The sequence below is a fragment of the Rathayibacter sp. VKM Ac-2927 genome, from assembly GCF_022815525.1.
Taxonomy (GTDB): Bacteria; Actinomycetota; Actinomycetes; order Actinomycetales; family Microbacteriaceae; genus Rathayibacter; species Rathayibacter festucae.
On record NZ_JALGRT010000008.1, the window covers coordinates 174,162 to 198,511 of the forward strand.

Here is a 24,350-nt window from a genome sequence, read left to right on the forward strand (position 1 = left end):
GGTCGAGTAGCCCCGCAGGGGCGTATCGAGACCCACCGTCCTCAGCACGGCGGGCTGCAGGCTCCCCCTCTCCCGCCGATCCCCTTCGAGACGCCTGCTCCGCGGGCTCCTCGATCGGGATGAACGCCGCGGCGTCGGTGGTCCGGGTTAGCGTGCGGGGGTGGCGGAGGCGATCGGGCGGTGGTGGGAGCGGCGGCGGTTCTCGCGAGGGGTCGACGTCCCGTATCCGGTGGGGACGTACCGGGAGGCGTGGGCGTCGTTCCCGGTGCTCGTGCTCCAGTACCGGCCCGAGTACAACGGGGGGATCGTCCTCAGCCAGATCCCGCCGGCGGCCGACGTCTATCTGTGCTGGCTGTGCGACGCGGGACACGTGTTCGTCGCGACTCCCGAGGAGCAGCGGCACCGTCCGGGCCGGGAGCGGCGGCGCTCGTCCTGGTGCCCCGACTGCGCGGCGCTCGCGAAGCCCCGGACGCCGCGGCCCGCGGTGGAGCCGGTGATCGAGCGCCCGTCGGCCCCGGTCCCCGAGTCCGCTGCTGCTCGGTCACCCCGTCCCGCCCGCACGCCGACGAGATCGCGCCCGCCGCGGATCTGCTCGAAGACCCCGCAGCTCCCGCAGGGAGAGCCCTTCGTCAGCGCCTGCGCGCCTCCGCCCGCGTCGGCGGTCGAGGCGCGGCTCCGCACGCTGCTCGCCGAGCGGCTCGAGTTCGAGCCGGGGTTCACGGCGGTGCGGCTTGGTCGGCCGTTCTTCGAGCACCTGGAGGCGTGGCCGGACATCGTGCTGAGCGAGCTGCGGGTGGCGATCGAGTACGACTCCACGGGGCGGCACGGGCTCGAGCACGTGGGGCATCGCGAGGAGGCGGACCGGCGGAAGGACCGCGCGCTGCGGGCCGTCGGCTGGGAGGTGGTGCGGGTGCGGACCGGGCGCCTGCCTCCGCTCGGGCCGCACGACGTCCTCGCGTCGGGCGTCTCGGCGGGGCTCGTGGACCGGCTGCTCGACGAGCTGCGCGAGATCCGCGGGTCGCTGCTCGTCGACGCCTGGACACGCTGACCGGGCGCCTGGTCGCCCTGACTGGGCGCCTGGACCCGCTGACCGGTCGGAGGGCGTGCCGGCCGGCCGCGCGACCCCGCGGCGGCTCAGGTCCGCAGTGCGAGCGCCTCGCTGCACCAGCGTCGGTACAGGGCCCACGGGTCGGGCTCGCCCGCCCGCACCGCCTCGACGTGCCGGTCGAGCGCGGCGCTGCGGGTGAACCACTCCGTCCGCTCCAGCCGCTCGACGGCGAACTGCGCGTGGCGGTGCTGCTCCAGTGTCCGCCCGCCGCGCTCGAAGGCGAGCAGCTCCTCGTGCCGCAGGCGGTGCAGGCGCTGCCGAGGGTTGCCGCTGGTGCCGATCTTGATCCGCCCGGCGAAGCGGATGTAGTAGACGACCTCGACCCGCGGTGGCGGCAGCTCGCCGTCGGGCGCGTCGCCGAGCCGCCACTCGCAGGCCGCGCAGAGCCAGCCCGACGGGTGCCGGACGCCCAGCCGCGAGCCGCAGACGAGGCACGGCGAGGGGAGGGCGTCGACGACGCCGTCCTCGCGCGCCACCCAGTCGTGCGCGAGCCCGAGGTGCGCGCTGCAGAGCGCCACCGGCGCGCCCGGCTCGGCGGCCGTGCGGCAGCCGTCGAGGGCGCAGTCCGGGGGGACCGCATCGGGGGACATGCTCCGACCCTAGGCAGGACCCCCGACATCCGCGCCGGGGGCCGTCTCCGTCGAGCTCCCCCGCAGGCGAGCTCGACGGCGTCTCAGCTCAGGCGGTCGACCAGCTCCGAGGCCAGCCCGGTGTAGCCGGCGGGCGTCAGCGCGAGCAGACGGGCCTTCGCGGCAGCGCCGATGTCGAGGCCGTCGACGAAGACCGCGAGGTCCTCGGCGCCGAGGCGCTTGCCGCGGGTGAGGTCCTTGAGCATCGCGTACGGGTCCGTGATCGAGGAGCGTCCCGCGACGACCTCGGCGCGGATGACGGTCTGGATCGCCTCCGCGAGCACCTCCCAGTTGGTGTCGAGGTCGGCGGCGAGGGCGCGCGGGTCGAGGTCGATCTCGAGCAGCCCGCGTGCGATGTTGTCGAGCGCGAGCAGCGAGTGGCCGAACGCGACGCCGATGTTGCGCTGGGTCGTCGAGTCGGTGAGGTCGCGCTGCAGCCGCGAGGTGACCAGGGTCTGCGCGAGCGAGTCGAGCAGCGCGCTGGAGAGCTCGAGGTTCGCCTCGGCGTTCTCGAACCGGATCGGGTTGATCTTGTGCGGCATCGTCGACGAGCCGGTCGCGCCGGCCTGCGGGATCTGCCGGAAGTAGCCGAGCGAGATGTAGGTCCAGACGTCGGTGCAGATGTTGTGCAGGATCCGGTTCGCGTGCGCGGCCTTGCCGTAGAGCTCGGCCTGCCAGTCGTGCGACTCGATCTGGGTGGTCAGCGGGTTGAAGACGAGGCCGAGGGAGCCGACGAACTCCGCCGCGAGGGCCGCCCAGTCGGTGTCCGGATCCGCCGCGAGGTGCGCCGCGAAGGTGCCGGTCGCTCCGCTGAACTTGCCGAGGTACTCGGTGGCCTCGAGCTGCACGACGACCCGCTCGAGGCGGAAGGCGTAGACGGCGAACTCCTTGCCCATCGTCGTCGGCGTCGCGGGCTGGCCGTGGGTGCGGCTGAGCATCGACTCGTCGCGGTAGCGCACGGCGAGCTCGCGCAGGGAGGCGACGACCGAGCGCAGCTTCGGCAGCCAGACGTCCTCGACGGCCCGGCGGACGACGAGCGCGTAGGAGAGGTTGTTGATGTCCTCGCTGGTCGCGGCGAAGTGGGTGAGCTCGGCGATGCGATCCAGGCCCAGCTCGGCCAGCCACTGGCGCACCAGGTATTCGACCGCCTTCACGTCGTGGCGGGTGACGGCCTCGAGCTCGGCCAGGCGGTCGATCTCGGGCTGGCCGAAGTCGCGGGCGCGGCGGCGGAGCTCCTCGGCGTCGGCGGCCTCGACCGGCTCGGATCCGAAGAGGCGGCGGTCGGTGAGGGCGAGGAGCCACTCCACCTCCACGTGCACGCGCGCTCGGTTCAGCCCGGCCTCCGACAGGTGCTCGCCGAGGGCGGAGACGGCGGCGCTGTAGCGGCCGTCGAGCGGGCTGAGCGGCTGGGGAGGGAGCGAGGTCATGCGGTGGTGCCTTCCGGTTCTCGGGGGTCCCGCGCGCTCTGGAGGCTCGATCGCGGGTCGGTGCGGACCGTGCGGTTGCCGCGCAGTCCCGGTTCGATCTGGGCGAAGAGCGCCCGGCACGCGCGCTCGATCAGCGCGAGCACCGAGTCGAACGCCGCCGCATCGGAATAGTAGGGGTCGGGGACGTCGCCCTGCGCCGAGAGGCCCGGCTCGAAGGCGAGCAGGCGCCGGATCTTCTGCCGGTCGACGTCGGTGCGCGCCCAGGAGCGCAGCGCCCGCTCGTGGCCGTGATCGAGGGCGACGACGAGGTCGAACTCCTCGAAGAGCGCGGGGTCGAAGAGCCGCGCGCGGTGCGGAGCGCCGTCGAGTCCGCGGCGATCGAGCGCCTCGAGGGCACGGTGGTCGGCGTGCTCGCCGAGATGCCACTCGCCGGTGCCGGCGGAGGTGATCGTGATGACCGAGCCGAGCCCTGCCTGCTCGGCGAGGGAGCGCAGCACCACCTCCGCCATCGGCGACCGGCAGATGTTGCCGGTGCAGACGAAGCACACGGCGAACGCCGACGGCGCGGAAGAGGGGGTCACCCGCCCATCATGGCGCACCGGCGGTCCTCCACAGCGGGCGGATTCTCGACCTCTCCACCGTTCCGGGGAGCGCCCGCCCGTGGCCGACCGCGGTGCCCGAGGCTGGCCGCGGGCATCGAGAGAAGGGAGGTGGCGGATGAGCCTCGAGGCGGCTGCAGGGGGAGCGACGGGCGCGGCGGCGCCGTGGCCGAGCGCGGCGGTGGCGGCGCTCGCCGAGCGGATCGGGGTGCTGCGCGGGGAGGCGGGCGGACTCCTGCCCGACGCCGACTGGGAGGGGGCGGCGGCGCGGGAGTACGCCGAGCGGGCGGCCGAGCTGCTGGCCGGGCTCGCGACGGCGGAGGCGGCGGCGCGCGGGCTGGCAGTGGGGGCGGGCGGATGAGGGCGCCGTCCCCGGTGCGGGTGGAGACGGCCGAGCTCGACGAGCGCCGGCGGACGCTCGAGGGGCTCGCGGCGGGGCTGGCCGAGTGCGCGGTGCTCGGCGACGGGCTCGTCCCCGCGGTGATGCTCGCGGCGCCGGCCCGGGCGGGTGAGCCGGCGGCGCTCGGCGATCGGCTCCGCCTGCTCGAGGCCGACGCGGTGGCGCTCCGGGAGGCGCTCGCCGCGGCGGCGGCGGAGTACGAGCGGGCGGAGGAGGACGCGGTGCCGGGGATGCCGGGGATCCTCGGGCCGCAGACCGCCGTCGCGCTCTTCGAGCGGCGTGCGGGCGAGTCCCTCGCGCGGCGGCTTCCCGGCGCCGTCGAGGACGCCGCGGTGCTGGTCCGGGCGGTGGCCGACGCGGCGTTCGGGTCGGTCTCGGCGGCGGCGCGAGCCCTCGCGGGGGACGAGGGTGCCGAGGCCGACCTGAAGGAGGAGGGGGAGGACCTCGTCCGGGCGCTGCTGGGCGACCCTCTCCTGATCGAGGGTCTGCGCGGGGTGATCTCCTCGATCGGCCTCGGCACCGAGATCGGGGTGCTGCTGCTCCCTCCGCCGCTGGCCGACGCGGTGGGGCGACCGACGTCCGAGCAGGTGATCGGGAACGGGGTGCAGTCGGCGGCGGGGGCGCTCGTCATCCTGGGGACGGTGTTCGGCGTGCTGCCGGCGCCGGGTGAGCGGGAGCTGCGGGTGGAGCGGGTGCCGCCGCCGGTGGACCCGCTCGCCGCGCCGGCGGGCTGGGGGGAGCTCGCGGCGCGGATCCCGCCGAGCGATCCCGACGGTCCGCAGGTGGTGATCGAGCGCTATGGAGGGGAGTGGCTCGTCACGCTCTCCGGCACCACCGATTGGAGCGCCGACCCGGAGCAGGCCTTCGGGGCTCCGTCGAACCTGCAGGCGATGGCGGGCGGGCGCGCCGCCTCCGTCGAGGGAGCGCTCGCGGCGATGGCGGCGGCCGGGATCCCCGCCGGGGCCCCCGTCACGATGGCCGCGCACTCGCAGGGCGGGCTGGTCGCCCTCCGGGTGGCGCAGTCGCGGCGCTACGACGTGCACGACGTCGTCACCTTCGGCAGTCCGGTGCGCGGGCTGGACCTGCCGGAGGGGACGCGCTCGCTCTCGATCGAGCACTCCGACGATTTGGTGCCGGCGCTCAGCGGCTTCAGCCGGACGGCGGCGGAGGAGCCGGGGGTCGTGCTGGTCGAGCGCGACTCCCCGGCAGGGATCCCGCGGGACACTCCGGTGCCCGCGCACGCCCTCGACGCCTACGTCGCGACCGGGCACGCCCTCGATGCGGCGGCCGACCCCCGGCTCGCGGCGACCGGGGCCGCTCTGTTCCCGCTCTGGCGGGGAGCGCCGGACTCGCGCGTCGCCGCCCGGCTGACGACCGTGCCGGTCAGTCCCGGCGGCGGTCGCGAGCGAAGGGGCGCAGGAGCAGCCCGATGAACCAGTTGACGATCGCGAGCACCAGGGCGCCGAGGACGCCCCACCAGAAGCCGTCCACGACCAGGCCGAAGCCGAAGAGGCCGCTGATCCAGGCCGTCAGCAGCAGGAGCAGGCCGTTCACCAGGAAGGAGACGAGACCGAGCGTCAGCACGTACAGCGGGAAGGCCACGACGCGGACCACCCCGCCGACCACGGAGTTGACGACGCCGAAGATCACTGCGACGAGGAGGTACGTGAGCACCGCGGCGGTCGGCCCCTGCTCGTACGGATCGACGCGGACGCCCGCGACGACGAGCGTGGTCAGCCAGAGGGCGACGGCGTTGGTGGCGAGGCCGAGGAGGAGTCTGCGCATGCCTCCACTCTGGCGCAGCCCGCCTCCACCCGGGCGCACCGGCGGCGGGGAAGGGTGCCTCGCGAGGCTCGCCCGGCCGCCGCCCGAATAGCATGGTCCGGGTGACCGATCAGCAGGAGCCACCCGTCCGCCTCCGCCCCGAGATCCTCGCTCTGCCGGCCTACCGCCAGGGCCGCGCCGCCTCCGCGGACGCGTTCAAGCTCTCCTCCAACGAGAACCCGTTCGATCCGCTGCCCTCGGTGCTCGAGCGGGTGCAGGCGATCACCGACTTCAACCGCTACCCGGACGCCGCGGCCACGGCGCTCCGGACGGCGCTCGCCGAGAGCTACGGCGTCGGGATCGACGAGGTCATCGTCGGAGCGGGCTCCGTCGCCGTCATCGCCCAGCTGATCACCGCCGCCGCAGGGCCGGGCGACGAGGTCGTGCACGCCTGGCGCTCCTTCGAGGCCTACCCCTCCCTCATCACCACCGCCGGCGCCACCGGCGTGCGCATCCCCCTGCGCGCCGACGACACGCACGACCTCGACGCGATGGCGCAGGCGATCACCGAGCGCACCCGTCTGGTGATCGTCTGCAGCCCCAACAATCCCACCGGGACCGTCGCCACCGCGGACGACGTGGCGGCCTTCCTCGAGAAGGTGCCGGCCGACGTCCTCGTCCTGCTCGACGAGGCCTACGCCGAGTTCGTCGGCGACGAGCGCGCGGTGGACGGCGCGACCCTCCTCGGCCGCCACCCCAACCTCGTCGTCGCCCGCACCTTCTCCAAGGCCTACGGACTGGCGGGGCTGCGCGTCGGCTACGCGATCGGGCACCCGCGGATCCTCGACGCCGCCCGCTCGACCGCCATCCCCCTCTCGGTCACCCGCTTCGCGGAGACCGCGGCGGTCGCCTCGCTCGAGCACCGCGAGGAGCTGCTCGAGCGCGTCGGCCGCATCGCCCAGCTGCGCGACCACCTCTGGCAGGCGCTGCTCGACCAGGGCTGGACCATCCCGAAGTCCGAGGCGAACTTCCTCTGGTTCGACACCCGCGAGCAGACGGAGGCGGCCGCGGCGGTCTTCGAGCGGGCCGGCGTGGTCGTCCGCGCCTTCCCGCCCGAGGGCATCCGGGTGTCCGTCGGCGAGGCGAGTTCTGTCGACAAGCTCCTCACGGCAGCGGCGGAGATTGTCGGGACCCTCCCGAAGGGGCATCCCGCGAGGCGGATAGGTTAGTCGGGTGGCAGCCACCAGCGAGACGCCGACGGTCCAGTTCCTCACCGCGGACGGCCGGTTCGCACCGACCCCCGCGGCCGAGCAGTACGCCCCCCTCCTCGACGCGATCGACGAGGCGCAGCACCGCTCCTTCTACCGCGAGATGGCGGTCGTCCGCCGGTTCGACATCGAGGCGGCGAACCTGCAGCGTCAGGGGCAGCTCGGTCTCTGGGTGCCGAGTCACGGGCAGGAGGCGGCGCAGGTCGGCTCCGCGTTCGCGCTGCGTCCGCAGGACCACGTCTTCCCCTCCTACCGCGAGCACGTCGTCGCCAAGGTCCGCGGCGTCGACCTGCTCCGCGTCCTCGCGCTGCTGCGCGGTGTGACGCACGGCGGCTGGGACCCGGCCGACCCCGCGCACGGCAACTTCCACCTCTACACGCTGGTCCTCGGCTCGCAGGCCCTGCACGCGACCGGCTACGCGATGGGCCTCACCTTCGACGGCGCGACCGGCACGGGCGACCCCGAGAAGGACGCGGCGGTCATCGTCTACTTCGGCGACGGCGCCTCCAGCCAGGGCGACGTCAGCGAGGCCATGGTCTTCGCCGCGAGCTACCAGACGCCCGAGGTGTTCTTCCTGCAGAACAACCACTACGCGATCTCGGTCCCCGTCGCCACGCAGTCGCGCAGCCCGCTGTACCTCCGCTCCTCCGGCTTCGGCATCCCGGGCGTGCAGATCGACGGCAACGACGTGCTCGCCAGCTACGCCGTCACCGCGAAGCACCTCGCCGACGCCCGCTCCGGCGGCGGCCCACAGTTCATCGAGGCGCTCACCTACCGCATCGGCGCGCACACCTCGAGTGACGACCCCACGAAGTACCGGACCGACGACGAGCTCGCCTCGTGGGTCGCGAAGGACCCGATCACCCGCTTCGCCGCGTACCTGCGCGGACTCGGCGCCCCGCAGTCGTTCTTCGACGAGGTGGACGAGGAGGCGAAGGACTTCGCCGCCGACATCCGGCAGCGCCTGCTCGCACTCGAGGCGCCGCCCGTCGACGTGATGTTCGACCACGTGTACTCGGAGCCGCACCAGCAGGTGGCGGAGCAGAAGGCGTGGCTCCAGGGCTACGAGGACGCGCTGGGAGGCGACCCGCGATGACGATCGACACGAGCACCACCGTCCAGCCGCCGCTGAGCGACACGCAGCTGGAGTCCATGTCGATGGCGAAGGCGCTGAACGCCGGGCTCCGCCGCGCCATGACCGAGAACGACCGCGTCCTGCTGATGGGCGAGGACATCGGCCCTCTCGGCGGCGTCTTCCGCATCACCGAGGGCCTGCACGCCGAGTTCGGGCCGCAGCGCGTGCTCGACACCCCGCTCGCCGAGTCCGGCATCGTCGGCACCGCGATCGGCCTCGCGATGCGCGGCTTCCGCCCGGTCTGCGAGATCCAGTTCGACGGCTTCATCTACCCGGCCTTCGACCAGATCACCTCGCAGCTCGCGAAGATGACCAACCGGCACGAGGGCACGCTCACGATGCCCGTCGTCATCCGCGTGCCCTACGGCGGGCACATCGGAGCGGTCGAGCACCACCAGGAGAGCAACGAGGCGTACTTCGCGCACACCCCGGGTCTGCGCGCGGTCAGCCCGTCGACCCCGAACGACGCCTACTGGATGATCCAGGAGGCCATCGCCTCGGACGACCCGGTGATGTTCTTCGAGCCCAAGAGCCGCTACTGGCCCAAGGGCGACGTCGACCTCCGCGCCTCCGCCGCCCCGCTGCACGCGACCCGCGTCGTGCGCCAGGGCGACGAGGTCACGGTCGTGGGCTGGGGGCCGATGGTCTCCGTGCTGCTCCAGGCCGCCGAGCTCGCCGGTGAGGAGGGGACCAGCGTCGAGGTCGTCGACCTGCGCTCGATCTCGCCGATCGACTGGGAGCCGCTGCTCGCCTCGGTCCGCAAGACCGGCCGGCTCGTGGTCGCTCAGGAGGCGTCCGCGAACGTGAGCCTCGGCTCCGAGATCGCGGCGACCGTCACCGAGAAGGCGTTCTACTCGCTCGAGGCGCCGGTGCTCCGCGTCGCGGGCTTCGACACGCCCTTCCCGCCCGCCAAGGTCGAGAAGCTCTTCCTCCCCGACGTCGACCGCGTCCTCGAGGCCGTCGACCGCTCGCTCGCGTACTGACGCACCGGACGACGCCCCCGCGTTCCGACGCGCCCCCCTTTTTCCTCATGCAGAACCGGCACAGCCAGGAGTCCCGACGATGACAGAGCACTTCCTCCTCCCCGACGTCGGCGAGGGCCTCACCGAGGCCGAGATCGTCTCCTGGCGGGTCAAGGTCGGCGACGAGGTGAGCGTCAACCAGGTCCTCGTCGAGATCGAGACCGCCAAGTCGCTCGTCGAGCTGCCCTCGCCGTTCAGCGGCACCGTCGTCGACGTGCTCGTCGACGAGGGCCAGACGGTCGACGTCGGCACGCCGATCATCACCGTGCAGGGCGCGGGCTCGGCCGGCTCCGAGATCCCGGCGATGCCCGCGCAGGCCGCGCCGCCCGCAGCCCCGCCCGCCCCCTCGACCACCGAGCCCGGCGAGGGCTCCGGCGCCGCGCTGGTCGGCTACGGCACCGCCGGCGGCCACGTCGCCACCCGCCGTCGCCGTCCCGCCGCGGGCGCCGCTCCGGAGAAGCCGGCCCGCCCGGCGTCGCCGCCGCGACCGACCTCGGTACCCGCCTCGTCGGCGCTGCCCGTCATCGCGAAGCCGCCGATCCGCAAGCTCGCCAAGGACCTCGACGTCGACCTGCTCGAGGTGCAGGCCACCGGCCTCGCCGGCGAGGTCACCCGCGACGACGTCATCCGCCACGCCTCCCAGGCCAGCGTCTTCCGCAACATCCAGACCCCCGCCTGGGGCGACTCCCGCGAGGACCGCATCCCCGTCCGCGGCGTCCGCAAGGCCATCGCCTCGGCGATGTCGCGCAGCGCCTTCACCGCGCCGCACGTCAGCGTCTTCGTGGACGTCGACGCGACCCGCACGATGGAGTTCGTCAAGCGCCTGAAGAACTCGCCCGACTTCGCCGGCGTCAAGGTCTCGCCGCTGCTGATCATGGCCAAGGCCATCATCTGGGCGGTGCGGCGGAACCCGACGGTCAACTCCGCCTGGACCGACACGGACATCCTCGTCCGCCACTACGTCAACCTCGGCATCGCCGCGGCGACCCCGCGCGGCCTGCTCGTGCCCAACGTCAAGGACGCCCAGTCGATGAGCCTCCTCGAGCTCGCCCAGGCCCTCGAGAAGCTCACCCTCGACGCCCGCGACGGCAAGACCTCCGCCGCCGACATGCAGAACGGCACGATCACCATCACCAACATCGGCGTGTTCGGCATGGACACCGGCACCCCGATCCTCAACCCCGGCGAGGTCGCGATCATCGCCCTCGGCACCATCAAGCAGAAGCCCTGGGTCGTCGACGGCGAGGTCCGCCCCCGCTTCGTCACCACCGTCGGCGGCTCCTTCGACCACCGCGTCGTCGACGGCGACGTCGTCAGCCGCTTCGTCGCTGACGTCGCGAGCGTGCTGGAGGAGCCTGCGCTGCTGCTCGATTAGAGCGGATTCCTCCTTCGTCGTCATCCGCTCCGCGGTCGGCTCGGGTGGGTGGTCGCGTCCCGCAGAGCGTCCTGCGGACCGGTACGACGAATCGCTGGCACGCGATTCGCCGGTGACCTCGGCCTTGCGCCCGGAGTGGCGGGCTCGGACTGGTGGGCTCCGCTTCGCGGTCGCGGCTCTCGCGGAGCGGCCCACCCATGCCGGTCGAGTAGCCGCGCAGCGGCCCTTCCATGCTGGTCGAGTAGCCGCGCAGCGGCGTATCGAGCGGCGAAGCCGCTTCGCGTCTCGGTGGTCAGGGAAAGGACGCGGCTGCGCCGCGTCATGCTGGTCGAGTAGCCCCGCAGGGGCGTATCGAGACCCACCGTCACCAGCAGGACGGGTCTGCAGACTCAGCGTCCTGACGGTGGGGGATCTCGATACGCCCGCTGCGCGGGCTACTCGATCAGCATCAGCATCAGCGCGGGGTCGGGTCGAAGGAGTGCAGGGACAGGGCGGCGGACAGGAGGGTGCTCGCGGCGGCGCCGCGGACGCTGGTGCCCTGGGAGTCGAGGGGCGGGCTGACGACGGCGGCACCGAGGCGGCCGGGGGCGGAGAGGACGATCGCGCCGGAGACACTTGACTTGGCGGGGACTCCGACGGCGCGCATCCAGCGGCCGGAGCCGTCGTAGACGCCGCAGGTCGCCATCACCGAGACGACGTCGCGGGCGACGCGGGCCGGCACGACGCGCTCGCCGGTCACGGGATTCACGCCGCCGAGGGCGAGGGTCGCGCCCATCACCGCGAGGGCCTCCGCGTCGACGAGGACGGCGCAGGCGCGGGCGTAGGCGGCGACGGCGTCGTCCGCACTGCGCCGCAGGGTGCCCTCGGCGCGCATGAGGTGCGCGAGGGCGTGGTTGCGGTCGCCGAGCAGGTGCTCGTTCGAGGCGACGCTCTCGTCGACCTCCAGCGAGCGCCCGGCGAAGGCGGAGAGGCCGCGGAGGATGCGCTCGCCTCGGCCGCTCGCGTCGCCGCCGTCGACGAGGGCGGCGGTCAGCAGGGCGCCCGCGTTGACCATCGGGTTCGGCGGGCGGCCGGTGCCGCTCTCGAGCTTCAGGGCGTCGAAGGCCTCGCCGGTCGGCTCGATGCCGACGCGGTCGAGCGCGTCGCCGTCGGTGTCGAGCAGGGCGAGTGCGAAGAGGAACGGCTTCACCGCCGACTGGATGCTGAACGCGACGTCCGCCTGCGCGCTCGAGCGCACCCTGCCGTTCGGCAGCGCCAGCGCGATCCCGCACAGCGCCGGATCGGCCGCGGCCAGCTCGGGGATGCTGTCGTCCACCTGCCCGCCGTCCTCCTCGAGGACGCGCGCCCGCAGCTCGTCGAGGTCGAAGTCCTGGGGAGAAGCCATCCCTCCACCCTGCCACCCCCGCCTGACCCCTTCGCGAGATGCCACTTGTGAGCGCGACACGCCGTGAGAAGCGTGCACAAGTGGCATCTCGCGGAGGGGGAGGGGAGGGGCGGGTCAGCCGAGGATGCGGCGGACGGCCTCGCGGACGACGGCGTCGTCGGCGGGCTCCTCGTCGAGGGCGCGGTGGATGGTGAGGCCCTCCATCAGGGCGTCGAGCATGCGGGCGGTCATCGGGTCGACGTGGCGCTCGAGGGCGGCGCGGGAGCGGGCCATCCAGCTGTGCGTGATGCTGCGGTACGACGGGCGCCGGGCGGCGAGGGTGTAGAGCTCGTGGGTGATCACGAGCTCGCGGCGGCTGCCGAAGATGTCGTGCAGGACGACGTCGACCACGGCCTCCCGCGCCTCGTCGGGGGTGCGGGCGTCGGTCATCCGCCGCAGCGTCTGCTCGGCGACGGAGTCGGCGAAGCGGGTGAAGGCCTCGTGCAGCAGCTCGTCCATCCCGGCGAAGTGGTAGCTCATCGAGCCCAGCGGCACGTCGGCGGCGGCGGCCACGCGGCGGTGCGAGGTGCCGGCGACCCCCTCCTCCGCTATCACGTCGAGGCAGGCGTCGATGATGCGGTCGCGCCGGTGCGGATCGGTGCGGCGCGGCGCGCGCGGGGCGGGCTCGCTCTCAGCGGTCTCGGTCACTCCGTGACGCTCCGGATCACGCGCGCCGGATTGCCGACGGCGACGACGCCGGCCGGGATGTCGCGGGTGACCACGGCGCCCGCTCCGATCACGCTGTCGTCGCCGATGCTCACGCCGGGACAGACGATCACCCCGCCGCCGAGCCAGACGTTGTCGCCGATCGTGATCGGCCGCGCGGCCTCGAGCTTGTCGCGGCGCGGACCGAGCTCCACCGGGTGCGTGGGGGTGAGCAGCTGGACGTTCGGGCCGATCTGGCAGTCGGCGCCGATGGTGATCGCCGCGACGTCGAGCGCGGTGAGGTGGTAGTTGACGAAGGTGCGCGGGCCGATCGTGATGTTCTCGCCGTAGTCGACGAACAGCGGCGGCTTCACGAACGCGCCCTCGCCGAGGGAGCCGAGCAGCTCGACGAGCAGCGGGCGGGCGGCGTGCTCGTCGGCGAGGGCGGCGCGGTGGTAGGCGTCGGCGAGTCGCGCGGCGCGCTGCGCGAGGCGCGTGCTCTCCGGATCGTCGGCGATGTAGAGGTCGCCGGCGAGCATCCGCTCGCGGTTGCTGCGGTCGTCGCCAGCGAAGTGGTCGGCGACGTGGCCAGTGCTGTCCATGTGCACGATCGTACACACTGCGTGTACGGTCGTACGCATGTCCACCGCCCTCGCGCCGCCGTCCACCGAGTCGCGCCGCGCCCGCACCGCCGTCGCCGCGCTCTTCCTCACGAACGGCGCGCTCTTCGCCAACCTCGTCCCGCGCTTCCCCGAGATCAAGGCCGACCTGGCGCTCGACAACGCGGCTTACGGAGTCGCGATCGCCGCGTTCCCGGCCGGCGCGGTCGTCGCCGGGCTCGCTGCGGCCGTCGTGATCCGGCGGCTCGGCAGCGGCCGCGCCGCGGTGCTCGGCACGATCCTCACCGCGATCGGGACGGTGCTGGCCGGCTTCTCGCCGTCGCTGCTGGTCTTCGCCGGGGCTCTCGCCTTCGCCGGCGCGACCGATGCGATCACCGACGTCGCGCAGAACAGCCACGGTCTGCGGGTCCAGCGCCGCTACGGGCGCTCGATCATCAACTCCTTCCACGCGATCTGGTCGATCGGCGCGGTCCTCGGCGGCTCGATGGCGCCGCGGCGATCGCGCTCGGCCTGCCCCGCGCCGTGCACCTGAGCATCTCGGGGGTGCTCTTCGCGGCCGTCGCGCTGACCGCGCTGCGGTTCCTCCTCCGAGGCCGGGACGACGAGACGGCCGCCGAGTCGGGGGCCGCGCCGGTCGGGCGGGTTCGGATCCGCCCGCGGGTGGTGCTGCTGCTCGCAGCCCTGGTCGCGGTGGCGATCGCGGGCACCCTCGTCGAGGACGCGGCCTCGACCTGGGCCGCCGTCTACCTGGGCGGCTCGCTCGGGGCGACCGCGGCGGTGGCGGCGTACGGCTTCGTCGCGCTGGTCGGCGCGCAGTTCGTCGGGCGGATCCTCGGCGACCGGCTGGTCGACCGCTTCGGCCAGCGCACCGTGCTGCGGTTCGGCGGGGCGATCGCGGCGCTCGGGATGGGCGCGGCGCTGGCGTTCCCATCCGTTCCCGGCACGATCGCCGGATTCGCGGCCGCCGGCTTCGGACTCGCGACGAGCGTGCCCGCGGCGATGCACGAGGCCGACGAGATCCGGGGGCTGCGCGCGGGCACCGGAGTCACGATCGTCTCGTGGCTGATGCGGCTGGGCTTCCTGCTCTCCCCGCCGATCGTCGGGCTGGTCGCCGACGGCGCGGGGCTGCGCGTCGGGCTCCTGGTGGTGCCGATCGCGGGGGTCGTGGCGGTGCTGCTCGCGGGGGTCCTCGGTCGCCGGCGCACGACGGGAGTCGCGTCGTGACCGGGCTCGAGGCAGTGCCCGGCCCGGAGAGTGCGACCGGCCTGAAGGCGGTGCTCTGGGACATGGACGGCACGATCGTCGACTCGGAGCCCGCCTGGGTGCGGGCGCAGGAGGTGCTCGCCGGGCGCTTCGGCCGCGAGTGGACGCAAGCCGATGCGCTCGCACTGATCGGCAGCACGATGGAGCAGACGGTGCGGGCGCTGCAGGCCGCCGGGGTCGAGCTGCCGGACGCCGAGGTGGAGGCGGCCCTCGAGCGCGACGTGCTCGCGGAGATGCACCGCGGGCTGGTGTGGCGGCCGGGGGCGCGCGAGCTGCTGCGCGAGGTGCACCGAGCGGGAGTGCGGCAGGCGATCGTGACCACGTCCTCGCGCGTGATGGCGCAGGTCGTCGTCGATGCGCTGGCGGCGGAGGTGCCGCTCGCCGCGCTCGTCACCGGCGACGACGTGTCGCGCGGCAAGCCGGATCCGGAGCCGTACCTGCTGGCGGCCGCGACGCTCGGCGTGGACATCGCGCACTGCGTCGCGATCGAGGACTCGCCGACGGGACTCGCGGCGGCCGTCGCCTCCGGGGCGTGCGCGTTCGGGGTGCCGCACGACGCGGAGCTCGCGCCGGGCCCTGACCGCACGCTCTGGCCGACGCTCGCCGGGCGCGGCGTCGCGGACCTCGAGGCGCTGCTGCGCTGACGTGTCGGCGGTGGGGGATCTCGATACGCCCGCGGTGCGGGCTACTCGATCAGCATGAAGGGGGCGGATCTCGATACGCCGCGATGCGGGCTGCTAGATCAGCAGGGAGCGCCTGCGCCGCGCCCGCGAAGGGCAGGGAACGCAGCTCTCCCCATCATGCTGGTCGAGTAGCCGCGCAGCGGCGTATCGAGACCCGCCGTGCTCAGCAGTCCCGGTCCGCGGGCCTCCGTGCTGACGTGGGTGGATCTCGATACGCCCGCGGTGCGGGCTACTCGATCAGCATGAAAGCAGGCGTGCCTCGCGGGAGGTGCGGCGGACCATGCTGGTCGAGGAGCGGGTCGCAGGCGCGCGTATCGAGACCCGGTGGCGAGGTGCCGGCGGTGGGGGATCTCGATACGCCCGCGGTGCGGGCTACTCGATCAGCATGAAGCGCCCGCCTCCGCGCGTGCACCCGCGCATGTGCGGGCCGCGGAGAGTGGAGAACGGTGGGCGGCGAGCGCAGCTCGGCGCTCCATGTTGGTCGAGTAGCGGGTCGCAGGCCCGCGTATCGAGACCCACCCCGCCCGGGCGCTACGCCGTCAGGGAGACGGCGGTCCAGGAGACCGGCGGCAGCGTCAGCGTCAGCACGCCGTCGACCAGAGTGGCGTCGACGGGCTTCAGGCCGACGCGGTTCTGGTCGTCCTTCGTGTTCTTCGCGTAGACGTCCTCGTCGAAGATCCCGACAGCCTCCGCGACGGTGGAGAAGCCGAGGCCGCTCACATCGACGGTCACCTCGAGGGCCTCCGTGGTCGAGCGGTTCACCAGGAACACCGCGGCGCGACCGTCGTCGAGCGTGGCGACGGAGTCGACGAGAGGCGCGTCGCCGTGGCGCGCGGTCGAGTACGAGCCGACCTCGATGCGCGGCTTCAGCACCGAGCCCGAGGCGAGGCGCGCGGTGGTGGAGAACGGGAAGAACGTGGTCTGCCGCCACGCCGCTCCGCCAGGCTCGGTCATGATCGGCGCGATCACGTTGACGAGCTGCGCGAGCGAGGCGGAGGTGACCCGATCGGAGTTCTTCAGCAGCGTGATCATCAGGTTGCCGAGCACGACGGCGTCGGCGACGGAGTAGACGTCCTCCAGCAGGCGCGGCGCGTACGCCCACTCGCGGGTGCTCTGGTCGCCCGCGGCGTCCGCCTTCTCCTTCTCGTTCCACTCCTGGAGGTACCAGACGTTCCACTCGTCGAAGGAGAGCTTGATGTCCTTGGTCTTGCGGAGCTTGTGCTTGACGTGGTCGACGGTGGCCGCGACGGTCGCGATGAAGTACTCCATCTCGACGGAGGAGGCGAGGAACGAGCCGAGGTCGCCGTCGTACTCCTGGTAGTAGGCGTGGCAGGAGACGTACTCGACGTCGTCGTAGGCGTGCTCGAGGACGACCCGTTCCCACTCGCCGAAGGTGGGCATCGAGGAGCCGGAGGAGCCGCAGATCACGAGCTCGAGGGACGGGTCGGCGATCTTGAGGGCCTTGGCGGTGCGGGAGGCGAGCTTGCCGTAGTCGTCGGCGTTCATGTGGCCGACCTGCCAGGGGCCGTCCATCTCGTTCCCCAGGCACCACATGCGGATGTCGTGCGGCTCCGGCGACCCGTTCGCGATCCGCTGGTCCGCGAGGAACGTGCCGGCCTTCCCGTTCGCGTACTCGAGGACGTCGAGCGCCTCGAGGACGCCGCGGGTGCCGAGGTTGACGGCGTACATGATCTCGCTGCCGGTGAGCTTCGCCCACTTCGCGAAATCGTCCAGGCCGACCTCGTTGGTCTCGAGGGAGTGCCAGGCCAGGTCGCGGCGGCGCGGGCGGTCCTCGCGGGGTCCGACGCCGTCCTCCCAGCGGTAGCCGGAGACGAAGTTCCCGCCCGGGTAGCGGACGGTGGTCGAGCCGAGATCCTTGACCAGCTCGACGACGTCCAGGCGGAAGCCGTCCTCGTTGGCGGTCGGGTGGCCGGGCTCGTAGATCCCGTCGTAGACGCAGCGGCCCAGGTGCTCGACGAACGAGCCGAACAGCCGCGGGTTCACGGGAGCGACCACCGCAGCCGGATCGAGGAAGACGCGCGCGGAAGCTGCGGCGGGGGAGGAGGTGGCGGAGGAGTCGGTCATTCGGGGCCCTTCCGAGGCGTCGGCGGGCTCCGGCCGGGCCGGACGGGGTGATCGTCGGCGATCGCCGCCCGCTGTTTCTAACGTTGTACCGTCGATGGTGCTGGCGCGAGCCGCGGGTGTCAAGGCCGCTGCTCCCCGCCACCGCCCAGTCGTCCTGTGCTCCACTGGGCGGGTGCCCGCCTCCGACGCCTGCTCCGCCCTCGCCGACCGCGTCGACGCCCTCGCCGCCGCCTCGCCCAGCCCCCGCCCCCGCGCCCTGATCGCCGCGGTCGCGAGCGAGGTCGCCGGGATCCGGCCCTGGCCGCGCGGGCTGATCGACCTCGCCTCCGGTGGCAGCAACCGGATCCGCGGCCGCGGCTTCGCGCCGCCCTACGACGACGACACCCGCGGCCAGGCCCGGCACTTCGCCGGGGTGGCCGGCGCGACGCTGCGCCTCGGCGGCCCGATCGCGCACCTCCTGATGCGCACGGCCGGCGGCGATCACCGCGGCACCGCGGACGACCGCCTGACCGGGCGCGCGGTCGAGTGGAGCCGGCTGCTGCGGCGCGGCGAGCTGCCGGTCGCCGAGGCCGGCGACTGGATCCGCCGGGAGATCTGCGCCTGCTGACGCGGCGCGGCGACCTCGCGCCGCGTGAGCCCTCCCCGTTGCTCCCCGCAATCCCCGTCCCTCCTCCGATCGCCGAGCACCCGGGGCCGTCGGCGCCCCGTGCCAGGCTGGTGACGACGAGAGGGGACGCGATGGACGCGCGCGAGCACGAGGTCCGCCGGCGGATGGACGCCCACGAGCTGTACGTCGACGCCGGCGAGGGCCTCGAGGCGCTCGAGGAGGAGCGGATCCGCGGCAAGGAGCTCGCCCACGCCTACAACGCGACCGGCCCCCGCGAGGTCGACGAGCGGCGGCGCCTGCTGCACGAGCTGTTCGAGGCGGTCGGCGAGGGCGCCTGGGTCGAGCCGCCGCTGCACGTCGCCTACGGCAACCGGGTCCGCCTGGGCGCGGACGTCTACGTGAACTTCGGGCTGACGCTGGTCGACGACGTCGAGGTCGTCATCGGCGACCGGGTGATGATCGCGCCGAACGTCACGATCAGCACGACCGGGCACCCCGTGCACCCGGAGCTGCGCCGCGACGGCACGCAGTTCTCGGCGCCGGTCGTGATCGAGGACGACGTCTGGATCGGCGCGGGCGCGATCCTGCTGCCCGGCGTGGTCATCGGCGCGGGCTCCGTTGTGGCGGCCGGCGCGGTGGTCACGGCGAGCGTGCCGCCGATGGTCGTCGCGGGCGGCGTGCCAGCGCGGGTGCTGCGGCCGATCGGCGACGAGGACCGCTCCTGGGAGTGGCGGGCGCCGCGCACGCTCGGCTGATCAGGGGACGCGGGCCGGCCGACGGGGGCGTCGGACCCGGCCGGTAGGCTCCGCGGGTGACACGCACCCGACTGGTCCTGCTCGACGTCGACGGCACGCTCCTGGACGAGGGGGTCGTCGCGCCGTCGGTGCGCGAGGCGATCACCGGCGCCCGGAGCAACGGCCATCTGGTCCTCGTCGCGACCGGCCGCTCGCGTCCCGAGATCCCGCAGCAGGTCCTCGACCTCGGCTTCGACGGGGTCGTCTCGGCGGCCGGCGGCTTCGTCGAGCTCGACGGCGTCCTGCTCGAGTCGCGGACGATGGCGCCCGAGGACGTCGAGGCGATCGCCGGCTTCTTCGAGGCGCACCGGATCGCCTACTCGCTGCAGTCCTACGACGACGTCTTCACGAGCGGAGGGGTGGGCGGCGGCTACGGCACCGTCCCGACCGAGGGCATCGCCAAGGCGACCTTCTTCGGCGAGGACGGCACCGCCTTCGCCCTCGTCCGCGAGGGCCTCGGCGACCGCTTCCACGTGATCACCGGCACGATCCCGTCCCTCGGCGACGCCGGCGGCGAGGTCAGCGTCCGCGGCGTCGACAAGGGCAGCGCGCTGGTGAGGCTGGCCGAGCGCCTCGGCCACCCGCTGGCCGACACGATGGCGATCGGCGACAGCTCGAACGACGTCGAGATGCTGGCCGCAGCGGGCCTGGGCATCGCGATGGGGAACGCCTCCGCCGCGGCCCTCGCCGCCGCCGACGAGGTCACCGCCTCCGTGCGCGAGGACGGCGTCCTGGCGGCGTTCCGGCGGCACGGCCTGCTCTGACGCCGTCCGCTCCGACGCGGCCGATCAGGTGTACCAGCTCGGCTCGGGCACCTCGTTGAGCAGCGTGTAGACGCCGACCTCGCGGCGCTTGTAGGGCAGCGGGTCGTGCAGGGAGTGGGTCCGCAGATTGCGCCAGTAGAGGTCGAGGCCGACCGAGCTCGAGGAGGCCCGGGCGCCGGTCAGCTCGAAGATGCGGGTCGCCGCGGCCAGGCCGTCCTCGACGATGCGCGCCTTCGCGGCCGCGATCCGCACGGCGATCTCGCCGCGGCGGCGCGGGGTCAGCTCCTCGCGCGGCGCGTGCAGCGCGGTCGAGAGGTCGGCGCCGGTCGCGTCGATCAGCGCCTCGTCGGCCCAGAGGCGCGACTGCAGGTCGCCGTAGCCCTCGAGGATGTACCACTCCTCGCTCGCGCGGGCCTTGTCGTCGCCGCCGTACGGCCACGCCCGCGTCGACTCGCGGGTGTACTGCGCCGCCCGCTCGAGCGCGCCCTGCGCGATGCCGAGGTAGAACTCGGCGAACACCTGCTGGATCGTCGGCACGTTGAGGGTGTTGTAGACCAGCGGCTGGAACGCCCGGTCGACGAAGCCCGCCGCCGCGGCCCACGGCACTCGGACGCCGCGGATCTCGACCGAGCCCGACTCGGTGAGGCGCTGCCCGAGGCTGTTCCAGTCGCGGCCGAAGACGATGCCGTCCTGCGCGGTCGGCACGATCGCGAAGACGTGGCTGTCCGTCCCCTCGAGGACGCCCTCGAGCACGGTCAGGTCGCTGACGACTCCGCCGGTCGAGAACGACTTCCGGCCGGTGAAGACCAGCTCGTCGCCCTCCTCGCGGACCGTGAGATCGGAGTCGCGCGGGTTCACCGCGCCGCCGTAGAGGAGGTTCCCCTCGGTCGCCTGCTGCTCGACGGCCGCGATCTGCTCGGGCGTGCCGACCAGCCGGGCCGCCCAGGCCCAGAGGTAGTGGTAGCCGAGCAGCTGGCCGATCGAGCCGTCGGCGCGAGCGATCGTGCGGATCACGCGGAGGGCGACGCTCCACTCCTGGCCGCCGCCGCCGTGCTCGACGGGGCCGAGCAGGGTGACGAGGCCCGCGCTCTTCAGCAGGGCGACCTCGGCGACGGGCGCGGCGCCGGCGCGGTCGCGCTCGAGCGCGTCGACGGCGAGGACCGCGGCGGCCTCCTCGGCACGGGCGAGCCACTCGGCCGGAGTGGCGGGGCGCGGGGAGCGGGCCCAGCGATCGGTCGGGGGCGGGCTTTCGAGCGGGAGTCGGCTGTCGAGCGTCGGGGTCGAGACGGTGCTGCTCACGGTGGTTCCTTCCGGTGCGGGCGATCGCGGCGGAGGCGGCGGTCGCGGGGTGCTGCGGCGACTGTGGCAGCCGCGGCGGATGCCCTGCAGGAATGCGACGACCCGTGACCGCGTGTGACTCCGCGCGACGCGACCCGGGCGACTCCTCGCGACCCCGGCGCTCTGCAGTGACTTTGACAATCGTTATCAATAGTCGCTACCGTGTCAGCATCCCGACCGCCCCGCTCCAGACCCAGATCGGCTCACCCGTGAAGACCCGCTCCCTCGCCCTCGTCGCGCTGCTCGGCAGCACCGCGCTCGCCCTCTCGGCGTGCTCCGGCACGGCCTCCTCGACCGGCTCCTCCGGCGACAGCGGGAAGGTCGCCGTCGTCGCGTCGACCGACGTCTACGGCGACCTGGTCCGCAGCATCGGCGGCGACCTGGTCGACGTCACGAGCATCATCGACAGCCCGGACAAGGACCCGCACGAGTACGAGGCGACGGCCCGTGACCAGCTCGCCCTCTCGAACGCGGCGCTCGTGATCGAGAACGGCGGCGGCTACGACGCCTTCGTCGACACCATGATCGACGCCTCCGGCTCGACCGCCCCCGTGATCACCGCCACCGTCGTCGCCGGGCTCGAGGAGGAGCACGCCCACGAGGACGAGGCCGCCGAGTCCGAGGACGCCGATCACGACGAGGCCGGCCACGAGCACGCCGAGTACAACGAGCACGTCTGGTACGACCTGTCCGCCGTCCGCGAGATGGTCACGTCGATCGCTGACGAGCTGTCCGCGATCGACGCGGACAACGCCGCGACCTACGCCGAGAACGCCGAGGCCCTCGGCGGCTCCCTCGACGCCCTGATCGACCGCGAGGCCGAGCTGAAGGGCACGCTCGGCGGCCGCTCGATCGCCATCACCGAGCCCGTCCCGCTCTACCTGACCGACGCGCTCGGCCTGGTCAACGCGACTCCGGAGGCGTTCAGCGAGGCGGTCGAGGAGGGCACCGACGTCCCCGCGACCACCCTGCAGGAGACGCTCGCCCTCTTCTCCGACGGCACCGTCGACGCGCTCGTCTTCAACGAGCAGACCGAGAGCTCGCAGACCCAGGCCGTGCTCGACGCGGCGGAGTCGGCCGGCGTCCCGACCGTCGGCGTCACCGAGACGCTGCCCGAGGGCGACGATTACGTCGGCTGGATGACCGCCAACCTCGACGCCCTCGAGGGAGCCCTCTCGTCGTGACGCCACCCTCCTCGACCCCATCCGGTCCGTCGTCAGCGCCCGCCTCCTCGGAGGCGGGCCTTTCGGCGTCCGTGCTGCAGCTGCGCGGCGCCGGTCTGCGCTTCGGCGACCGCGAGCTCTGGGGCGGCGTCGACCTCGACGTGCGGGCCGGCGAGTTCGTCGCGGTGCTCGGCGCCAACGGCTCCGGCAAGACCAGCCTCCTCCGCGCGGTCCTCGGCCAGCAGCCGCTCAGCAGCGGCGAGCTGCGCGTCCTCGGCCAGCCGGTGCACCGCGGCAACCGCCGCATCGGCTACATCCCGCAGCAGAAGCTCGCCGACGAGGGGACCCCGCTGCGCGCCCGCGACCTGATCGGCCTCGGCATCGACGGCCACCGCTTCGGCCTGCCGCTGCCCTCGCGCTCGCGTCGCGCGCAGGTCGACGCCCTGCTCGCCTCGGTCGGCGCCACCGACTACGCCGATGCGCCGATCGGCAGCCTCTCCGGCGGCGAGCAGCAGCGCGTCCGGGTCGGCCAGGCCCTCGCCGGCGACCCGGCCCTGCTGCTCTGCGACGAGCCGCTGATCGCCCTCGACCTCGCGCACCAGCGCGCGGTCAGCGAGCTGATCGACCGGCACCGGCGCGAGCGGAACCTCGGCGTGCTCTTCGTCACCCACGACGTGAATCCGGTGCTCGGGATGGTCGACCGGGTGCTCTACCTGGCCGGCGGCCGCTTCCGGATCGGCACCCCCGACGAGGTGCTGCGCTCCGAGGTGCTCAGCGAGCTCTACGACGCGCCGGTCGACGTGATCCGCGCGCGCGGCCGCGTCATCGTGGTCGGCGCCCCCGACCACTCGCACGTGCACGAGCGCGAGGAGGAGCGCGCATGACCGACGACGTCTGGTCGCAGATCTTCGACTTCTCCGACTACGGCGCGCTGCTCGCGCTGCTGCTGAACTCCGTGATCGCGGGCGCGGTCCTCGGCGTCGTCGGCGGGCTGATCGGCGTCTTCGTGATGTCGCGGGACATGGCCTTCGCCGTGCACGGGATCAGCGAGCTGTCCTTCGCAGGCGCCTCGGCCGGGCTGCTGCTCGGCGTCGGCGTGGTGCAGGGCTCGATCGTCGGCTCGCTGGTCGCGGCGCTGCTGATCGGGCTGCTCGGCTCGCGCGCCCGCGACCGCAACTCGATCATCGCCGTGCTGATGCCGTTCGGCCTGGGCCTCGGGATCCTCTGCCTCGCGCTCTATCCGGGACGCAGCGCCAACAAGTTCGGCCTGCTCACCGGGCAGATCGTCGCGGTCGACGACCCGCAGCTGGGCTGGCTGATCGCGATCTCGGTCGTCGTCGTGATCGGGCTCGCGCTGATCTGGCGTCCGCTGACCTTCGCGAGCGTCGACGCCGACGTGGCGGCCGCGCGCGGCATCCCGACCCGGGCGCTCTCGATCGTGTTCATGCTGCTGCTCGGCCTCGCCGTGGCGGTGTCGGTGCAGATCGTCGGCTCGCTGCTGGTGCTCGCGATCCTCGTCACCCCCGCGGCCGCGGCGCTGCGGATCTCCGCGTCGCCGGTGCTCGTGCCGCTGCTCAGCGTGCTCTTCGCCGTCGGTGCGCTGGTCGGCGGGATCCTGCTCGCGCTCGGCGGCTCCGTGCCGATCAGCCCCTACGTCACCACGATCTCGTTCACGATCTACGTGGTGTGCCGGATCATCGGCCGCAAGGGCGTGCGGCGGCCCTCGCGCCGGCACTCGCCGGCCGCGGTCGGAGCGGGGGTATAGCGTGGCGCGGGTCGTGAAACGGGAAGGCGGACCGGTGGTCAAGCGGAACACGTGGCAGCGCGAGGCCGTGCGCGAGGCGCTCACCCGGCGCGAGGACTTCGTCAGCGCCCAGGGGCTGCACAGCGCCCTGCACGCCTCGGGCTCGCCGATCGGCCTGGCGACGGTCTACCGCGCCCTGTCCGACCTCGCGGTCGAGGGCGAGGCCGACTCGCTGCAGTCACCGGACGGCGAGAGCCTCTACCGCGCCTGCACCCCGGGCACCCACCACCACCACCTGATCTGCCGCCGCTGCGGGCTGACCGTCGAGATCGCCGCTGATGCGGTGGAGACCTGGGCGCACAGCGTCGCGGCGCAGAACGGCTTCACCGACGCGCACCACGTCGTGGACGTCTTCGGGCTGTGCGCGGAGTGCACGCGGGCGGTCGCCGCGGCGGAGTGACGCCGCCGCGTCGCGGTTCGCGGGCTCGGACTCG

The 24,350-nt window shown here is 73.5% G+C and carries 26 protein-coding genes; 17 read left to right on the plus strand and 9 right to left on the minus strand.

What is annotated here, in order from left to right; all coding sequences use genetic code 11:
* Nucleotides 1-160 precede the first annotated feature (160 nt).
* On the plus strand, nt 161-1,048 hold the full coding sequence (locus MT353_RS19955; protein ID WP_243625705.1) for a hypothetical protein: 888 nt from the start codon (nt 161-163) through the stop codon (nt 1,046-1,048).
* An 86-nt stretch (nt 1,049-1,134) separates the two neighbouring features.
* Here the strand turns inward: MT353_RS19955 and MT353_RS19960 are convergent, their stop codons facing one another.
* The 3 genes from MT353_RS19960 to MT353_RS19970 form a co-directional block, all read right to left on the minus strand.
* Nucleotides 1,135-1,698: a GIY-YIG nuclease family protein gene (locus MT353_RS19960; RefSeq protein ID WP_243600325.1), complete on the minus strand. Its 564-nt coding sequence runs from the start codon at nt 1,696-1,698 to the stop codon at nt 1,135-1,137.
* A gap of 83 nt (nt 1,699-1,781) precedes the next feature.
* The gene (purB, locus tag MT353_RS19965; protein ID WP_243600326.1) at nt 1,782-3,164 is read right to left on the minus strand and encodes an adenylosuccinate lyase; all 1,383 of its coding nucleotides are present in this window, start codon (nt 3,162-3,164) and stop codon (nt 1,782-1,784) included.
* Nucleotides 3,161-3,745 carry a low molecular weight protein-tyrosine-phosphatase gene (locus MT353_RS19970; RefSeq protein ID WP_243625706.1) on the minus strand — a complete coding sequence of 195 codons (585 nt, stop codon included), beginning with the start codon at nt 3,743-3,745 and terminating at the stop codon, nt 3,161-3,163. Before MT353_RS19970 ends, purB begins: the two co-directional genes overlap by 4 nt.
* Nucleotides 3,746-3,881: 136 nt before the next feature.
* Between MT353_RS19970 and MT353_RS19975 the strand changes: the two genes are divergently transcribed.
* Nucleotides 3,882-4,124 (plus strand): hypothetical protein, encoded by a 243-nt coding sequence (locus MT353_RS19975; protein ID WP_243600328.1) that lies wholly within the window; start codon nt 3,882-3,884, stop codon nt 4,122-4,124.
* A complete protein-coding gene (locus tag MT353_RS19980; RefSeq protein ID WP_243625707.1) occupies nt 4,121-5,596 on the plus strand; it encodes a hypothetical protein in 1,476 nt (491 codons plus the stop codon). Before MT353_RS19975 ends, MT353_RS19980 begins: the two co-directional genes overlap by 4 nt.
* On the opposite strand, the gene MT353_RS19985 is transcribed toward MT353_RS19980, so the two are convergent.
* Entirely contained in the window at nt 5,547-5,948 is a 402-nt protein-coding gene (locus tag MT353_RS19985) for a phage holin family protein (protein WP_123705656.1), read from the minus strand. The genes MT353_RS19980 and MT353_RS19985 overlap by 50 nt on opposite strands.
* A 92-nt stretch (nt 5,949-6,040) precedes the next feature.
* Between MT353_RS19985 and hisC the strand changes: the two genes are divergently transcribed.
* The 4 genes from hisC to MT353_RS20005 all read left to right on the plus strand — a co-directional run bounded on the left by hisC (nt 6,041) and on the right by MT353_RS20005 (nt 10,727).
* Nucleotides 6,041-7,156 carry a histidinol-phosphate transaminase gene (gene hisC, locus MT353_RS19990; protein ID WP_374204727.1) on the plus strand — a complete coding sequence of 372 codons (1,116 nt, stop codon included), beginning with the start codon at nt 6,041-6,043 and terminating at the stop codon, nt 7,154-7,156.
* 4 nt (nt 7,157-7,160) lie between these two features.
* Entirely contained in the window at nt 7,161-8,291 is a 1,131-nt protein-coding gene (locus MT353_RS19995; protein WP_243625709.1) for a thiamine pyrophosphate-dependent dehydrogenase E1 component subunit alpha, read from the plus strand.
* A 56-nt stretch (nt 8,292-8,347) separates the two neighbouring features.
* Nucleotides 8,348-9,313 (plus strand): alpha-ketoacid dehydrogenase subunit beta, encoded by a 966-nt coding sequence (locus MT353_RS20000; protein ID WP_372487859.1) that lies wholly within the window; start codon nt 8,348-8,350, stop codon nt 9,311-9,313.
* A 79-nt stretch (nt 9,314-9,392) separates the two neighbouring features.
* Entirely contained in the window at nt 9,393-10,727 is a 1,335-nt protein-coding gene (locus tag MT353_RS20005) for a dihydrolipoamide acetyltransferase family protein (RefSeq protein WP_123734739.1), read from the plus strand.
* A gap of 454 nt (nt 10,728-11,181) precedes the next feature.
* On the opposite strand, the gene glsA is transcribed toward MT353_RS20005, so the two are convergent.
* The 3 genes from glsA to MT353_RS20020 form a co-directional block, all read right to left on the minus strand.
* Complete coding sequence (gene glsA, locus MT353_RS20010; protein ID WP_243625710.1) at nt 11,182-12,111, minus strand: glutaminase A; 930 nt, start codon at nt 12,109-12,111, stop codon at nt 11,182-11,184.
* Nucleotides 12,112-12,225: 114 nt separating this feature from the next.
* Nucleotides 12,226-12,798 (minus strand): TetR/AcrR family transcriptional regulator, encoded by a 573-nt coding sequence (locus MT353_RS20015; RefSeq protein ID WP_243625711.1) that lies wholly within the window; start codon nt 12,796-12,798, stop codon nt 12,226-12,228.
* Nucleotides 12,795-13,397 carry a sugar O-acetyltransferase gene (locus MT353_RS20020; protein ID WP_243625712.1) on the minus strand — a complete coding sequence of 201 codons (603 nt, stop codon included), beginning with the start codon at nt 13,395-13,397 and terminating at the stop codon, nt 12,795-12,797. Before MT353_RS20020 ends, MT353_RS20015 begins: the two co-directional genes overlap by 4 nt.
* A gap of 37 nt (nt 13,398-13,434) precedes the next feature.
* Between MT353_RS20020 and MT353_RS22080 the strand changes: the two genes are divergently transcribed.
* Genes MT353_RS22080 through MT353_RS20030 form a run of 3 tightly spaced genes read left to right on the plus strand, consistent with a single transcriptional unit; the run spans nt 13,435 to nt 15,322 of the window.
* Nucleotides 13,435-13,947, plus strand: coding sequence for a hypothetical protein (locus MT353_RS22080; protein WP_308197543.1), 513 nt, complete (start codon nt 13,435-13,437; stop codon nt 13,945-13,947).
* Between the two features lie 11 nt (nt 13,948-13,958).
* Complete coding sequence (locus MT353_RS22085; protein ID WP_308197544.1) at nt 13,959-14,639, plus strand: MFS transporter; 681 nt, start codon at nt 13,959-13,961, stop codon at nt 14,637-14,639.
* Entirely contained in the window at nt 14,636-15,322 is a 687-nt protein-coding gene (locus MT353_RS20030; protein ID WP_243625713.1) for an HAD family phosphatase, read from the plus strand. The genes MT353_RS22085 and MT353_RS20030 overlap by 4 nt, the downstream gene beginning before the upstream one ends.
* Nucleotides 15,323-15,892: 570 nt before the next feature.
* On the opposite strand, the gene MT353_RS20035 is transcribed toward MT353_RS20030, so the two are convergent.
* Nucleotides 15,893-17,446 (minus strand): alpha-N-arabinofuranosidase, encoded by a 1,554-nt coding sequence (locus MT353_RS20035; protein WP_243625714.1) that lies wholly within the window; start codon nt 17,444-17,446, stop codon nt 15,893-15,895.
* A gap of 172 nt (nt 17,447-17,618) precedes the next feature.
* On the opposite strand from MT353_RS20035, the gene MT353_RS20040 reads away from it, so the two are divergent.
* From MT353_RS20040 to MT353_RS20050, 3 genes are all read left to right on the plus strand, one after another.
* Nucleotides 17,619-18,053 carry a hypothetical protein gene (locus tag MT353_RS20040; protein WP_243625715.1) on the plus strand — a complete coding sequence of 145 codons (435 nt, stop codon included), beginning with the start codon at nt 17,619-17,621 and terminating at the stop codon, nt 18,051-18,053.
* Between the two features lie 131 nt (nt 18,054-18,184).
* Complete coding sequence (locus tag MT353_RS20045) at nt 18,185-18,808, plus strand: DapH/DapD/GlmU-related protein (protein WP_123734747.1); 624 nt, start codon at nt 18,185-18,187, stop codon at nt 18,806-18,808.
* A 56-nt stretch (nt 18,809-18,864) separates the two neighbouring features.
* Nucleotides 18,865-19,611 carry an HAD hydrolase family protein gene (locus tag MT353_RS20050; protein WP_123701422.1) on the plus strand — a complete coding sequence of 249 codons (747 nt, stop codon included), beginning with the start codon at nt 18,865-18,867 and terminating at the stop codon, nt 19,609-19,611.
* A 24-nt stretch (nt 19,612-19,635) separates the two neighbouring features.
* Here MT353_RS20050 and MT353_RS20055 read toward each other — a convergent pair whose 3' ends face one another.
* A complete protein-coding gene (locus MT353_RS20055; RefSeq protein WP_243625716.1) occupies nt 19,636-20,910 on the minus strand; it encodes an acyl-CoA dehydrogenase family protein in 1,275 nt (424 codons plus the stop codon).
* Between the two features lie 248 nt (nt 20,911-21,158).
* Here MT353_RS20055 and MT353_RS20060 point away from each other — a divergent pair, with 248 nt between their 5' ends.
* The 4 genes from MT353_RS20060 (at nt 21,159) to MT353_RS20075 (ending at nt 24,316) form a co-directional block, all read left to right on the plus strand.
* On the plus strand, nt 21,159-22,133 hold the full coding sequence (locus MT353_RS20060) for a metal ABC transporter solute-binding protein, Zn/Mn family (protein ID WP_243625717.1): 975 nt from the start codon (nt 21,159-21,161) through the stop codon (nt 22,131-22,133).
* Between the two features lie 71 nt (nt 22,134-22,204).
* Nucleotides 22,205-22,996, plus strand: coding sequence for a metal ABC transporter ATP-binding protein (locus MT353_RS20065; RefSeq protein ID WP_243625718.1), 792 nt, complete (start codon nt 22,205-22,207; stop codon nt 22,994-22,996).
* Nucleotides 22,993-23,877, plus strand: coding sequence for a metal ABC transporter permease (locus MT353_RS20070; protein ID WP_243625719.1), 885 nt, complete (start codon nt 22,993-22,995; stop codon nt 23,875-23,877). Before MT353_RS20065 ends, MT353_RS20070 begins: the two co-directional genes overlap by 4 nt.
* Nucleotides 23,878-23,911: 34 nt before the next feature.
* Complete coding sequence (locus MT353_RS20075) at nt 23,912-24,316, plus strand: Fur family transcriptional regulator (RefSeq protein WP_123701430.1); 405 nt, start codon at nt 23,912-23,914, stop codon at nt 24,314-24,316.
* Nucleotides 24,317-24,350: the final 34 nt, after the last annotated feature.